This window comes from Methylophaga sp. UBA2496, from assembly GCF_002341635.1.
In the GTDB taxonomy this organism is placed as follows: Bacteria; Pseudomonadota; Gammaproteobacteria; order Nitrosococcales; family Methylophagaceae; genus Methylophaga.
Map to the genome: position 1 here is coordinate 478,499 of NZ_DDOK01000005.1, position 14,496 is coordinate 492,994.

The following is a 14,496-nucleotide window of genomic DNA, read 5'->3' on the forward strand; positions in this document are numbered from 1 at the left end:
CGCCAATACTTAACTAAACCTTACGAAATTGAATTTTGTTTGATTCGTCAGTCTTTTTGTTTTGAAGCTTGTCAAGATGTGAACAGTACTTGTTAAAAGGTGGCTTTATGAAATCCAAACTAACTTTCTGACACTATCTGGTGATGGGTATTATTGCCTTTGGTTTTATGGATGTAAGGGCTTGTTGATCTTTCATCTCCGCCTCTGTTGTGAGCTGAAAAAGCGTCAATCAAGGCACGAGAAACGCTTTTTAGTTATTCTAAATAAGCGACGAGCAACGCAGAGTGGCGCTTTTTCAGTCACAACCCGAAGGGCTGGGACTATTTTTGCGGCCGCCTGCGTTGTCAATCACTCATGTAGGATGGCTACACTGCGTGCTTTCCGCCTTGTCGGACACAAAAATAGCCGCCAGCAGTGGTGGATATGAAAGATCAATAAGCCCTAATGTCATGTTTTATCTTGCAACTAGATATTGACTAGCTTCTTCTATGCGGTCTGTCAAAATTTATGATTGGTCCAACCGGCACGACACCTGTAGGATTGATGGTTTTGTGACTGCGGTAATAATGATCTTTGATGTGCTGCATGTTTACCGTTTCTGCAACACCAGGCCACTGGTATAACTCACGAACGTATTCAGAAAGATTTTGATAATCTTCAATCCGTTTCAGGTTGCATTTGAAATGGCCGTGATACACGGCATCAAAACGAATCAAAGTGGTAAACAACCGCCAGTCGGCTTCAGTAATCTCATTGCCTGCTAAATAGCGATTATTACTGAGGCGTTCTTCCACTTTATCTAACGCTTTAAATAACGGAAATACGCCTTCTTCATAGGCCTGTTGCGTGGTGGCAAATCCCGCTTTATAAACGCCGTTATTGATGTTGTCGTAGATTTCATCATTGAGAGCATCAATTTCTGATCTTAATGTCTCGGGATAATAATCACCGGCTTTGGCACCGATACCATCAAACGCTGAATTGAACATGCGGATAATTTCCGCAGACTCATTGCTGACCATCACGTTTTGCTGTTTGTCCCAAAGCACCGGTACGGTGACACGACCGCTGTATTCTGCATCAGCAGTGGTATATACCTGATGCAAAAATCTGGCTTGATGCAACGGATCTTGAACCACCCCTTCGGCATCATCAAAGGTCCAGCCATGCTCCAGCATTAATGGGTTCACAACAGAGAATGAAATCAAGTTTTCCAAGCCTTTCAGCTTGCGAAAAATCAAAGTGCGATGTGCCCATGGGCAAGCTAAGGAAACGTATAAATGATAACGCCCCGCTTCGGCTTTAAAACCACCTTCTCCACTGGGTCCGGCACTGCCGTCAGCGGTCACCCAATTGCGGAATTGTGATTTGCTGCGAATAAATTTTCCCTGGTTGGAATCAGTGTCATACCAGCGATCGACCCACTGGCCTTCCATTAATAAACCCATAAAATACCTTCCTTAAAAAAAGTGGAATTTGATTGACTGTTTTACCAGCTAAGCTCACAATTTGTGTACTTCATTGCGAATAAGTTCATGAGACATCTCCAAACACAGCAGCTTGACCAGTGCCCTGCCAATTTCTGGCAGCTGTGCGTATTGCTGTTGTTGCTTAATAGTCTGGCCTTTGCCGGCTGGGTAGATTTCCGTCAGGCAACGGTTTCAAGCAATTCCGGTTTTGTCGCTGAGTTTAATCAGCTTACTTTAGCCAATCATCGTGATCATTTCCGTTCACTGCTGGATATCAAAAATCTGGCTTCATCCTCTTCAGGTGAAAGTGATAACGAACCGCACTGGCTAGCATACTTCAACCTGCTATCGCTTCCTGTCGCGGTACTTGGTACCGATGATTTGCGTTATTTGACATTGTTGATTTTCAGCGATGCCAAATACCATTTACCCCGCACCCGAGCCCCACCATACCCATAATCCTTTTAAAACATTTTGTTTAACGAAGCTTTCTTCGAGGATTATGTATGCGTTCATTCGTTTCACGGGCTGTTGTATTCAGCCTGATTATTATTGTGGGCCTGCTCAGTGCACTGCCTAATGTGTTGCCAGCATCGACGACACAACATCTACCTTCCTGGTTTACCGACAATACCTTTCAGTTAGGGCTTGATTTGAGTGGCGGTTCCCATTTGCTGATGCAAGTCGATACCAATGATTTACAACTCAACGATCATCAACAGTTAGCCGAACAGATCACCGATGGATTGCGCGAAAAACGCATCTTTATTCAGCCGATTTCGGTATCGAAAAACCAGCTGGTCATCACACCTAAAGATCCTGGCCGGTTAGCGGATATCAAGCAGCTTGTGCGGACCTTTATTAAAGATCCCAAAGGTGGCCTGGCTTTGTTCTCGCTTGATGATGAGGCAAATAAACTCACCATCACTCCGACCAAAGCGCATAGTGAAAGACTCACTAAAGATGCCGTTGAGCACAGCTTGAAGGTGGTCAGACAACGTCTTAATGAGAGCGGCCTGGTGGATCCGACCATTACCAAACAAGGCAGTGATGGCATTCTGGTGCAATTGCCTGGTGTTGATGATCCAGGTTCTATCCGCACTCTGCTGGGTACCACCGCCAAAATGACCTTTCATTGGGCGGCTAATGCTCAATCTTCTGATGTGATAAGCGTTCAAGGTGTTAATGAAGATGAAAGCTATTCATTAGAAGGTCGAGTAGCACTGGAAGGCAAACATATTACCGATGCCAATCTGGTTTTCAGTCAGGAAAATGGTCAACCGGTTGTCAGTTTTGTATTGGATAAGGAAGGCGCACGTTTATTTGGTGAAATGACCAAAAACAATATTGACCGCTCTTTGGCAATTGTTCTGGATGATAAAGTCATTACTGCACCAGTAATTCGCAGTGTGATTGCCGGTGGTCGTGGCGAAATCAGTGGTTCGTTTACCGTTGCTGAAGCCAATGAACTGGCGTTGTTACTGCGTGCCGGTGCCTTGCCAGCACCGTTAAATGTGGTCGAAGAACGTACGGTTGGGCCGGATTTAGGCAGCGATTCTATTGCTATGGGCATTAGTACCGGCATTATTGGTGCCATCCTGGTGCTGATATTTATGCTGGCAATTTATGGCAGCTGGGGATTCATTGCCAGTTTGAGTCTAACCATTAATATCGGTTTGATTTTTGGTGTATTGAGCCTGTTAGGTGCCACGCTGACCTTGCCGGGTATTGCCGGGATTATTCTCAGTATCGGTATGGCGGTGGATGCCAATATTTTGATCAATGAACGGATCCGTGAAGAAACCCGTCGCGGTAAACGGGCACTTATAGCTCTGGATGCCGGTTTCAGACGCGCTTACAGCACGATTCTGGACTCCAATATCACCTCTTTAATCGCTATCAGTCTGTTGTTTATGTTTGGTAGTGGCCCGGTACGTGGGTTTGCGGTGGCGATTGCCATTGGTTTGTTAACATCAATGTTTACCTCCATTTCATTTACCCGATTATTAATGGAATGGCGGGTCAGTCGTATGCCGAAACAGGCTTATCTGAATATCTCAGGTATTAGGGTTCTGGATCGTCTGAGTAATAGCAAAATCGACTTTATGCGAGGCCGTTTTGTTGGTATTGCCATTTCTGCCATTTTGTCATTGGCCGCGATTGGCTTGTTTATGCAGCCGGGTTTGAAATACGGTATCGACTTCAGTGGTGGTACTGTAATGGAGGTTCAGGCACCCAATACGGATGTAGAACAAGTACGTCATGCCTTGCAGGCAAAAGGTTTTGCTCAGGCATCGATTCAGGAATTTGGCGATGATGACTATTATCTGGTTCGCTTGCCAATGGAGGGTGCAGAACAGGTAGCTAGCGGTGAACCCGTTGAAAATATTAAATCTGCGGTACAGGAAATATCGGCAGATGCGAGTTTCCCTCGGGTTGAGATGGTTGGGCCAAAAGTCAGTGGCGATTTCCGTGACGCCACTATCCTGGCCATTGTTTTTGCTGGGCTGGGAATGCTGGCCTATTTGTGGATCCGCTTTGAATATCACTTTGCCCTGGCAGCGACCTTAACCATTGGTTTGGATTTAACTAAAACGATTGGTTTTTTTGTACTGACAGGAGTGGAGTTCAATCTGACCGCCGTAGCAGCCTTGTTAGCATTGATTGGTTATTCAGTTAATGACAAAGTGGTGGTGTTTGACCGGGTACGCGAAAATCTTCGGCTCACGCCTGATAAGCCGATGTTACAGTTGCTCAATGAGAGTATTACATCAACATTGACCCGCACGGTATTTACCTCTGTCACGACATTTTTGGCATTGATACCGATGGCGGTTGCCGGTGGAAGTGCTGTTGCCAGCTTTGCGTTGCCGATGTTATTTGGCATTGTGATCGGCACCAGCTCGTCGGTATTTATCGCGGCACCAATCGTTTTCTGGATGGGACAGCATCGCATGCGTAAAGGGCTGTCACAGTTACGGCCTTCGGCTGAAGAGATGCAAAAGAAACTGGATGCCATCATGTAGATTTGTTCAAAAAGTGTCTGTAATCGATTAATAAATAAGGCTTTATGGTGATTATCTTCACCATAAAGCAGTAGGGCTTGTTTATCTTTCATCTCCGCTTCTGTTGTGAGCTGAAAAAGCGTCAATCAAGGCACGAGGAGCGCCTTTTGTGATATACATCCATGTATCTCACCCCATTGGGGCTTATACGCTCAAAAACGCTCCCGGCGTTTTTGTAGTTATTCTAAATAAGCGACGAGCAACGCAGACCGGCGCACGCCTCCCTGGCGCGCCGGCATACAGTCCATCCGTGGACATAAGTGGCGCTTTTTCAGTCACAACCCGCAGGGCTGGGACTATTTTTGCGGCCGACTGCGTTGTATGAAATACATCCCTGTATTTCACCGCTACGCGGCCAGCAAAGCTGTTCAAATGAGTTCCAGACTCATTTGTCAATCACTTATGTAGGAAGGCTACACGTCGTGCTTTCCGCCTTGTCGGACACAAAAATAGCCTCCAGCAGCGGTGGATATGAAAGATAAACAAGCCCTAATCAAGGATAAAGAAGATGACGTTGTTAATGTTAGCGGCAGGATTCGTTTTGTTGATTGTCGGTGCCGAATTACTGGTTAAAGGTGCTTCTCGTTTAGCAACCAGCTTTGGTATTCCGGCTTTAGTCGTGGGTCTTACGGTGGTGGCTTTTGGTACCAGCGCACCGGAGTTAGCGGTCAGTGTAAAAGCGGCATTTTCCGGACAAGCCGAGTTGGCCATTGCCAATGTGGTGGGCAGTAATATTTTTAATATTCTGTTTATTCTGGGCTTAGCTGCATTGATTATGCCGCTGATGGTTTCGCAACAGCTGATCCGTCAGGATGTGCCGATCATGATGGGTGTCAGTTTTGTTGCTTTATGGATGATTCAAGACGGCAGTATCGGCAAGCCGGAAGCTGGTTTGCTGTTTTTGGGAGTCATTCTGTATACGGTATTTCTGTTTTATCAGGGTAAAAAAACCGGTATCGAGGACAGACAAGCATCCAGCAGCCAAACAGCACCTATATGGCAAAATATTTTGCTACTGATAGTGGGCCTCGCGTTACTGGTTCTGGGCGCCAGATGGTTGGTGCAAAGCGCCGTGACAATCGCCTCCTCATTTGGTGTCAGTGAGGCAGTCATTGGGTTAACCATTATTGCGGCTGGCACTTCTTTACCCGAAGTGATGACATCTATTGTTGCCACCATTAAAGGTGAACGAGATATCGCTATTGGCAATGTGGTCGGCAGTAATATCTTTAATATTCTGGCGGTATTAGGCTTGTCAGGTTTGCTATCACCTACCCCATTACTGGCTAGCGAGCAGTTAAGCCAAATCGATTTTCCGGTGATGGTTGCAGTTGCAGTTTTATGTTTGCCATTGTTCTTTCTCGGCAGCACGTTAAATCGTTTCGAAGGCTTTTTATTCCTGCTGTTATATGTTGCTTATGTGTGGTTTACCATCGCAATAGCCTTATCCCTGCCCTATCTGCAAGATTTACAAACCGTCCTGATCTATGGATTAGCACCTTTAGTTGGTTTTTATGTATTGCTGTGCCTGATAAATGATTTATTACAGCGGCGATATAAGTAATGCACAAGTGACTAGTCAGTAGCTTTCTGAGTCAAGTGCTGTCGTAACCGGTCGTCAACCTGCTCAGAGGCTTCCAAGTGTGGAGCATGACCAACATTCTCGAGAGATAACATCTCTGCTCCTGGCAAGATAGCCAACAGTTTTGCTGATTCTGAATATGGGGTAACGATATCCTGTTTGCCCCATATTAATAAGGTCGGAATATTCTGCTGGCCTAGCTGCTGGTATGTGTCCAGATGATTATCGGCCAACAAATGACGTGCTGTAGATAGCAGGCTTTTTCGAGTGTCTTTCACCATGATTTCGTCTAAAAAACGGGTTTTTATCGTATCCAGTTCAGCCACTGGCAGATAAACCATATTTTCAATATGCTTCGTCAACTGGGTTCTCATCAGCACAATAGCCAACGGATCAGCTAATAACGGGAGTTGAAATAAAGCAACATCCTGGCGTTGGCTTAACGGCGATAACAGTGTCAGGGTGGTTATTTTTAATGGTTCGTTTGCTGCAAACTCAGCGGCAACCAACGCCCCCATTGAGATACCGACTAAATGAAACGGTTCAGTAATGGCTAATGTTTGTAGCAAAGCCCGCAACTGATTCACAAACAGATCTTTATCGTAAATAACGTCTGGTCGATCTGAAAAACCTCGCCCATATAAATCAAAGCGTAATACACGAAAGCCATCTGCAACCAGTCTGTCGAAAGTGCCATCCCACAGGTGTGAGCCTATAGCAAAACCATGTACCAGGATCACCAATGGTGCGTTTTCAGGTCCCTGCAATTCATAAAAAGTGTTACCGGCACTGAGTCTGGCAAGCTGACCAGACGAAGCTGGATCGCGAGCGTCTTCAATGTTCAGCACTTCAGGATCCTGCCATCTGGCCACAGCATAGAATATGACCCAAAGCAGGATTATCAGCAGTGACAAATATTTGATGATCTGCACGGTTATTACGCGCTAACTATTTTGTTCGGTTGTTTCGATTACAGGCCAGCCATTATTTTCTGGGTCAAAAGCAGGATCCAGCACCTGAATACGTTTAACCAATGGAGGATGCGTTGATAATAATCCGGACATTTTGTTAGAAAGCTCGGAAAACATCATATGTCTTGCCTCTTCCAATTCATCATGTACGGGTTCTTTAATACCTTTTTGGCTCAGGCTGCCTATTTTTTTCAAAGCACCGGCTAAAGCGATAGGATCCCCGGTATAGCGTGTAGCATCAGCATCAGCAAGATATTCACGTTGACGAGAAATTGCTGCCTGCATGATTTTTCCCATAAAAGCCCCTAATAATCCCAACAGGATCAGAGCAATCCCTATTAAGGCTATCTGGGCTCCCCCTTTTCTGCCCCGGCCACCGGAATGCATCAAAATACGTCCCAAAATATACAAAGCCATTAAGCCATGAATCAGGCCAATGACCCGCAGATTTAATCGCATATCCAGATTACGGATATGGGCAAACTCATGAGCAACAACGGCAGTCAGTTCATCGCGATTTAATAACGTCAATGCGCCACGAGTCACGGCAATAGCCGCATTATCGGGGGAGCTCCCGGCCGCGAACGCATTAATTCCGGGTTCGTTTTCAATGATAAAAATCTGCGGTGTCTGGAGGCTGGCACCCAACGCCACTTCCTCAACAATGTTTCTATAGCGTGTAACCAAGTGGTCACCCGTTATCTCATTAATCTCGGTTGCACCTAAAGCATGAGCCACTTTCGCACCGTCACCTCCCATGGTGACAATTTTCCAGACAGAGGTGAGAACAATTACCGTAGCAACGCCGGCAGCAACCAGCCCAAATAATGGCCAGTTAACCATTATCTGTTCAGTCTGATTAATGCTGTCGCCGCTCATCCTGACAGAAGCCAGTGCGGCAATGACGGCGGCAATCAATGCCACGGAAAAGATAAACAAAGTCATTATCAGCCGACTTTGTTTTCGGGCATTTGCTCCAAGTTGATAGCTGCTCATTGCAGCCATTTTTAAAATTCAACCTTGGGAGCTTCTTGAATCGCTTCACGGTCATCAAACTCCAGCTCTGATGCGCGAGTAAAGCTGAACATATTGGCTAGAATATTGGTCGGAAAAGTTTCCAGAACATTGTTATATTCAAGCACCGTATTATTGTAGCCGCGGCGTGAGGCTGCGACTTTATTTTCAATACTGGTCAGCTGTTCCATCAGATCCCGGAAAGCACCATCTGCTTTCAGATCTGGATAAGCTTCTGATAACGCAAAAATGCCACCCATTGCTTTTCCTAAAACACTCTCAGCCTGCCCCAGCGCCAGCATGGACTTTGCATCGCCCGAGTCAGTTTGATCACGCATTTTTTCTGCCTGATTGCGAGCTTCAATGACCCCATTAAGGGTTTCCTGTTCATGCTGGGCATAGCCTTTAACGGTGCTGACCAGTTGGGGAATCATGTCATGGCGTTGTTTAAGTGTGACGTCTATCTGTTTGAATGCATTTTGAAAGATATTTCGATGCCGCACCAATTTATTGTATTCAATAATCACATATAAAATCAGTAAGCCGGCAATCCCTAGTAATACCCATTCCATATTGACTCTCCTTATAGTGAACTTAATGTCGTGATTGATTATGAATTAGTTACCCAAAGTTCGAAACAGCTTACTGACTATGGAAGCTAAGGGCCATTAATGTTCAGCCAAATACTATCTCAATAGCATTTTGGGGCTTACTTTTGAAGCCAATCAAGCAACGTTTGCAAGCTGACTCGTATTACTAAAAATATCGCCTGGTTTGCTTGAATAACAATTGTCTGTATTATCGCTGGCAGTTTCAGGTGCCTTTATTACAACATGTGATAAAGGTTAAACGGGAAACAGGTGACCCACTCGTTTGGTTATGCCTGTACTGCCCCCGCAACGGTAAACAGTTATGTCATTTTTCTGGTCACTATCAGCTTGATAGATCGACAGTCACTGTACTTCGGTATGGGAAGACGAGAAATGATGCTGAGGGTCTGTTTATCTTTCATCGCCACCACTGTTTTGGGTTTCTCAAAACAGCGATAAAAGATAAACAAACCCTATGGCTAAACTGTAAGTCCGGAGACCGGCCCGAAACTAAATGGAGTCGTGGCGGGGTGCCTATACGTTTCCGGAATTACACCTTTATTGCCCCCTGCCCGCTATTGACCAATTGATCGCTGTTATTGCTTCGGCAGGATGCTTTATGTCTTTTATTTTCAAATTCCCCATCAGCCTGCTGAAGCAGGTTATTTTCCTCATAATTGCAGTAACCACCGCGATTGCATCAGCGCATGCAACAGAGCAAAGTGTCACCGTTATCGTGTCGGACCGATCTGCTCCGACCCTGGTGGCTGGCGCGCATCAGCTATTGCAACAGCAGGCTGATGCGAAAATACAAATTCGCACCGTCAGTCAGCTTAACTCGCTGAATGATAATGCCCTTCAGCAATTATTTGATAACAGCGGCAGCTTATTGATCGTAGGTGTATTCGGGGATGCGGTTGAGCGTTTGCTCAGTCGTCAATATAAAAATAAACAAAAACGCTATGTATTGCATAGTGACCAGCGACTCATTCAATTAAATAGTGATCCCGTTACAGATTTCATTCCTGAACAAGTACTTAGCGATAAAATCTCATTAAGCTCGGCAGAAATGCTACAAAACAAACAAGACGAATATCCCGCCTATCAAAACTGGCTACAGGCTCGTGCCTACTGGGTGAACCGTTCAACCGAAAATGCCCGTAACTTGCTGGATATGTTGCTGTCTGATGGCAGCAGAATAGCTGAATTGCAACTGGTCGGCTCCCTGCGCTTTGCTTTGCATTCCCCCGAAAAAACACAATGGTTGTCCCCTGCTGAAATTACGCAACAACTGGATGTTGCCCGACCGATTGTCTGGTTGCTGGATCACGATACTGGCGACTTGACCGGTGAATGGAAATTGCATCAACAATACTGCCAGGCATTGAACAGCCAATGCATTTCAGTTTTGGCCGCCTGGGGGAAACCCAGTGTTGTGGCGATTAAAACTATCCACAATCTGATGAACAACCACTTACAAAACACGCCATGGGGCCTGGTTTCCATTCAGGATTTTGTGATTGGTGGTGGTGATGGTCGGGAACAGGTGGAACAGCTGTTTACCGAAATGAATGTGCCGGTAGTAAAAGGTATCCGTATAACGGAGCTGACTCAAGCTGATTATGATTTATCAGCACAAGGTGTTCCACGCGACTCGATTCATTACCGAATCGCCATGCCCGAGTTACAGGGGGTTAGTCAGCCGCAGATATTAGCCTTATCGGAGCCGGCAAAGCTTGATCAGCAAACCGGTGCACAGCTTACGCAAAGTCTGCCTGTCACCAGCGAAATTAACCGCCAGGCAATACGCATGCAACGCTGGCTGGACCTGCAACAAAAAGACAATGCTGATAAACGTGTTGCGATTATTTATTACAACCATCCTCCCGGCAGACACAATATCGGCGCCGATAATCTGAATGTGCCGGAAAGTTTATTGGAAATATTAAATGCGCTTAAAAACGCAGGTTATCAGACAGGTGAGCTGCCAAAAGATGCGGAATCTTTGCTGGATATGCTGCAACTTCAAGGGGTGAATTTACCTGAAGACGCTGAAGCATTATCAGCGATGTCCAAGGTTGCTAACACTATGACAGCGGATGATTATCAACGCTGGTTCAAACAGTTACCGGCAACGGTTCAGGCTGAAATGATTGATGGTCCTTTGGCAGGATTACAGCAGCGGATGCGTGATGCTATTAAGCAGGCTCTGGCATTGGAAAATGTAACCGTTCGGCAATCTCAACTGAAGTTACTGTCGGCATTTATGCAGCAGACCTCTACGGATATTCATCACGCGCTGGATGGTTTGCGTCATCCCGGCCGCAGTCGTGCATTGGATTTATTAACCCAGCTGGAACAAGATTATCAGCAGATAATCGATGCAGCTGCTCAAGGTGAACAACCTGACTGGCAGCATAGCAAATCATTACATGATGCCCTGTTGGAAATGCAGATCGAAGGTATTCGTGGCTGGGGTAAAATACCCGGCAAAGTGATGGTTTGGGATAATCAACTACTGATACCCGGCGTGCAATTTGGCAATGTATTTATCGGTCCGCAACCACCTCGCGGTTGGGAGATCCATGAAGAACTGTTGCATGCCAATATGTCTTTCCCTCCGCCGCATCAATATCTGGCGTTTTATCACTATATTCAGTCAACATTTAACGCTGATGCCATGGTGCATATTGGTCGACATTCCACCTATGAGTTTTTACCCAAACGCAGTGTAGGTCTGGGCGAAGATGATTACCCTAGTATTATCGCCGGTGATGTGCCTGGACTTTATCCATATATAGTTGATGGTGTTGGCGAAGGCATACAGGCCAAACGTCGCGGGCAGGCAGTTATCATCGATCATTTAACTCCCCCGCTCGCCGTCACTGAACTGTATGACGATTTGCTGCAACTACGTCAGTTGATTGAAAGCGCCGAAGCGGCTTCAGATAAAGCCACACGGGATCGGGCTATTCGCAGCCTGCGTGAACAAATCGAAACCATGGGGCTGCGTGATGAATTGATCGCCAGCATGGATGAAGAGCTGCAAGTTCGTGGTGCCGGTTTTGACGAAATTGATGATGATTTTCTGCTGCATGAAGTTGGTCATTATCTGACGCATTTTCAGGAAACCTTTATGCCATTGGGATTGCATGTATTTGGTCGTGACTGGTCAGCTGAAGGTCTGGATACCATGATGAATTCAATGCTGGATAAATCCGAGCCCAGTGAACAACAACGCGATGAGATATATCAGAGGTTACAAATGTCTCCTGCCGCTGAAATTGACGCCCTACTGAATGGCCTGAATGGACGTTTTATCTCTCCAGGGAAAGGCAATGATCCTATTCGAACGCCAGATGCCCTGCCCACCGGACGAAATTTCTATGCTTTGGACGGCAGCTTACTGCCTACCCGTGTGGGTTTTGATATCGGTCAGCAACTGGCTGCGCCGGTATTGACCGGTGAAAAAGGCAATATTGAAGGTCATGAAGTAGGCGATCGCAATAAACAAGGCGTCATTCTCTGGGCTTCTGATTCGGTTCGAGATGAAGGTGCAATGATTGCCTTTGGCATGAAAATGTTGGGTGTCCGCCCGATATGGAATAGCCGCGGCATTATTAAAGGTCTGGAACGTCTTCCATTAACGGCAGAACAACCACAGCGGCTGGATGTACTGTTTACCACCTCAGGTTTATTCAGGGATTTATATGGCGAACATCTGGTATTGCTGGATAAAGCCAGCTTATTGGCCTTGGATGCCAGTCGTGATCTGATTATCCGTGATTATCCTGCCCTGGCAGTCGCCCTTAACGCTGCTTTGGAACCATTAGGTGAATGGCAACAAGGCGGCGATGAAGCTTTGGATAAAAATCTGGTGGCCGCCAATTGGGTGAATGAAGCCAGACAACGGCTGGCCCAACAACCGGATATCGATCCGGCACAATTAGGTCGTGAAACAAGCCTTCGAGTATTTGGTATTGCCCCGGGTTCTTATGGTGCTGGGATTAATCGTCTGGTAGAGCGTTCGTCTGCCTGGGAAGATCGTAGTGAACTGGCGGATGTATTTATCAAACGTATGGCACATGCTTATGGCAGTGGTCTGCAGGGTGAATCGCAACCGGACTTGTTCAAACAGCAACTTGCCGGTGTGTCACAGACGTTCCTGGGACGTGCCAGTAACCTGTATGGCCTGATGGATAACAATGATGCATTTGATTATCTCGGTGGTTTTAATCTGGCGGTGGAAACAGTCAGTGGTCAGCAACCTGGCAGCGCGGTGATTAATCACAGTAATAACGATAATCTGCGGATCGATAATCTGCCACAAGCCCTGCTGGGGGAGCTGCGTGCCCGTTATCTGAATCCACAATGGATTAAGCCGTTAATGAATGAAGGTTATGCCGGTGCCCGCACCATGGGCAGTGAGTTTATTGAATATCTTTGGGGTTGGCAGGTAACCAGTCCCGAGATCATTACCGATCAGGTCTGGGAAGAAGTGAAAGCCGTATATGTGGATGACAGTCTGCAATTGGGACTGGATTCGTTTCTCAGTGAAAGTCATCGACAGCATGTTCAAACTAATATTCTGGCAGTCATGCTGGTGGCGATTGATAAAGGCTTTTGGGATGCCGATATGGCGACAAAACGACAACTGGCTGAGCAATTTGCTGCCAATATTCTTGAAAAAGGCATTCCCGGCAGTGGTCATACCCATGCCAATCATCCGATGTATGATTTTGTGAAATCACAACTTGATGCGGATACAGCTGAAGCATTGGAAGCGGTGTTAGTGCGTAGTCGAATGCAAAGTTCAGAGTCTAAAACATCACCGACGCATATCCAGGAATTGCAGTTAAATCAGGATGCTAGCCAGCAAAGCGATGAAGTTAATCAAGCTGATGAATCCAACTCTAACGATAAAAATCTGCTTTGGTTATGGACGTTGCTGGCATTATCAGTAATCGTTGCCGCAGGATTATGGCGCGGTCGGAAAGGAGCTTTGTAATGTATCCCCATTTTTCACTGGAATTGATGCACCAACTGACCGGACTATTATTAACCCCGGTGGTCTGGGCGTTATTGTTTTTTGTCGGGCTGGCTGTATATGAAACCGGTATTGCCATTGGCGAGCGTTTTTGGGGAATTGCCCGCTTATCTCGTCAGGCAGACAGTCATTCATTGATGGCTTTGGGCAAACGCCGGATTGAACGGGCCGATTTTATTACCAGACTGGCACCAATGCTCGGCTTAATGGGCACCTTGATTCCCTTGGGTCCGGGACTCGCGGCATTAGGCGAGGGACAACTAAAAATCTTGACTACGGCGATGACAGTTGCGTTTGATACCACGGTTATTGGGTTATTGGCTGGCATGATTGGCTTTGTCATTGGCCGTATGCGTCGTCGTTGGTACGATGCAGCACTCACGCAGCTGGAACAGCAAAATGGATAAATGGCGGCGCAGTGCCTTTCTGGATACCGATGAAGATCCATTGGGTCCATTGGCCAATTTGATTGATATTGTCCTGGTATTTGCTTGTGGATTAATCGCTGCATTGGTTGCTTTCAGCACCGATCTACAGGACCATTTCGACGTACAGCCTCAGGAAATTACCCTGGGCAAAGAACTGCCAACAATGCCAGAAAATATGCAGCAACAAATGCAGGATGGCAGTGGCTACGAAGCTGTAGGTCAGGTTTATCGTGATCCACAAACTGGGAAACTGATTTTAATCGGCGAGTAATTTTCAGGTCTGATGATAAGCCGAAATAAGTAAAAGTTTTTCGTTCCGCCCGCCAATCC

General features: G+C 46.2%; 10 protein-coding genes and 1 riboswitch. Of the genes, 6 read left to right on the forward strand and 4 right to left on the reverse strand.

The window, feature by feature from the left end:
* Positions 1 to 476: 476 nt before the first annotated feature.
* Positions 477 to 1,448: a glutathione S-transferase family protein gene (locus tag B2W60_RS09385; RefSeq protein WP_292359435.1), complete on the reverse strand. Its 972-nt coding sequence runs from the start codon at positions 1,446 to 1,448 to the stop codon at positions 477 to 479.
* Between the two features lie 87 nt (positions 1,449 to 1,535).
* Here B2W60_RS09385 and B2W60_RS09390 point away from each other — a divergent pair, with 87 nt between their 5' ends.
* From B2W60_RS09390 to B2W60_RS09400, 3 genes are all read left to right on the forward strand, one after another.
* Positions 1,536 to 1,928, forward strand: a complete 393-nt coding sequence (locus B2W60_RS09390; protein ID WP_292359433.1) for a hypothetical protein — start codon at positions 1,536 to 1,538, stop codon at positions 1,926 to 1,928.
* A 47-nt stretch (positions 1,929 to 1,975) separates the two neighbouring features.
* Entirely contained in the window at positions 1,976 to 4,495 is a 2,520-nt protein-coding gene (gene secD / locus B2W60_RS09395) for a protein translocase subunit SecD (protein WP_292359431.1), read from the forward strand.
* Positions 4,496 to 5,042: 547 nt separating this feature from the next.
* Positions 5,043 to 6,098 (forward strand): calcium/sodium antiporter, encoded by a 1,056-nt coding sequence (locus B2W60_RS09400; RefSeq protein WP_292359429.1) that lies wholly within the window; start codon positions 5,043 to 5,045, stop codon positions 6,096 to 6,098.
* Positions 6,099 to 6,109: 11 nt separating this feature from the next.
* Here the strand turns inward: B2W60_RS09400 and B2W60_RS09405 are convergent, their stop codons facing one another.
* Genes B2W60_RS09405 through B2W60_RS09415 form a run of 3 tightly spaced genes read right to left on the reverse strand, consistent with a single transcriptional unit; the run spans position 6,110 to position 8,673 of the window.
* Complete coding sequence (locus B2W60_RS09405; RefSeq protein WP_292359427.1) at positions 6,110 to 7,048, reverse strand: alpha/beta fold hydrolase; 939 nt, start codon at positions 7,046 to 7,048, stop codon at positions 6,110 to 6,112.
* A gap of 12 nt (positions 7,049 to 7,060) precedes the next feature.
* Complete coding sequence (locus tag B2W60_RS09410) at positions 7,061 to 8,092, reverse strand: M48 family metalloprotease (RefSeq protein WP_292359425.1); 1,032 nt, start codon at positions 8,090 to 8,092, stop codon at positions 7,061 to 7,063.
* A gap of 2 nt (positions 8,093 to 8,094) precedes the next feature.
* On the reverse strand, positions 8,095 to 8,673 hold the full coding sequence (locus B2W60_RS09415; RefSeq protein ID WP_292359423.1) for a LemA family protein: 579 nt from the start codon (positions 8,671 to 8,673) through the stop codon (positions 8,095 to 8,097).
* A gap of 226 nt (positions 8,674 to 8,899) precedes the next feature.
* Positions 8,900 to 9,213: riboswitch (cobalamin riboswitch) on the forward strand.
* 97 nt (positions 9,214 to 9,310) lie between these two features.
* Here B2W60_RS09415 and B2W60_RS09420 point away from each other — a divergent pair.
* From B2W60_RS09420 to B2W60_RS09430, 3 genes are read left to right on the forward strand one after another with little or no spacing between them, the layout of a single operon-like run.
* Positions 9,311 to 13,699: a cobaltochelatase subunit CobN gene (locus B2W60_RS09420; protein WP_292359421.1), complete on the forward strand. Its 4,389-nt coding sequence runs from the start codon at positions 9,311 to 9,313 to the stop codon at positions 13,697 to 13,699.
* The gene (locus B2W60_RS09425) at positions 13,699 to 14,145 is read left to right on the forward strand and encodes a MotA/TolQ/ExbB proton channel family protein (protein ID WP_292359419.1); all 447 of its coding nucleotides are present in this window, start codon (positions 13,699 to 13,701) and stop codon (positions 14,143 to 14,145) included. Before B2W60_RS09420 ends, B2W60_RS09425 begins: the two co-directional genes overlap by 1 nt.
* Positions 14,138 to 14,437, forward strand: a complete 300-nt coding sequence (locus tag B2W60_RS09430; RefSeq protein WP_292359417.1) for a DUF2149 domain-containing protein — start codon at positions 14,138 to 14,140, stop codon at positions 14,435 to 14,437. The genes B2W60_RS09425 and B2W60_RS09430 overlap by 8 nt, the downstream gene beginning before the upstream one ends.
* Positions 14,438 to 14,496: the final 59 nt, after the last annotated feature.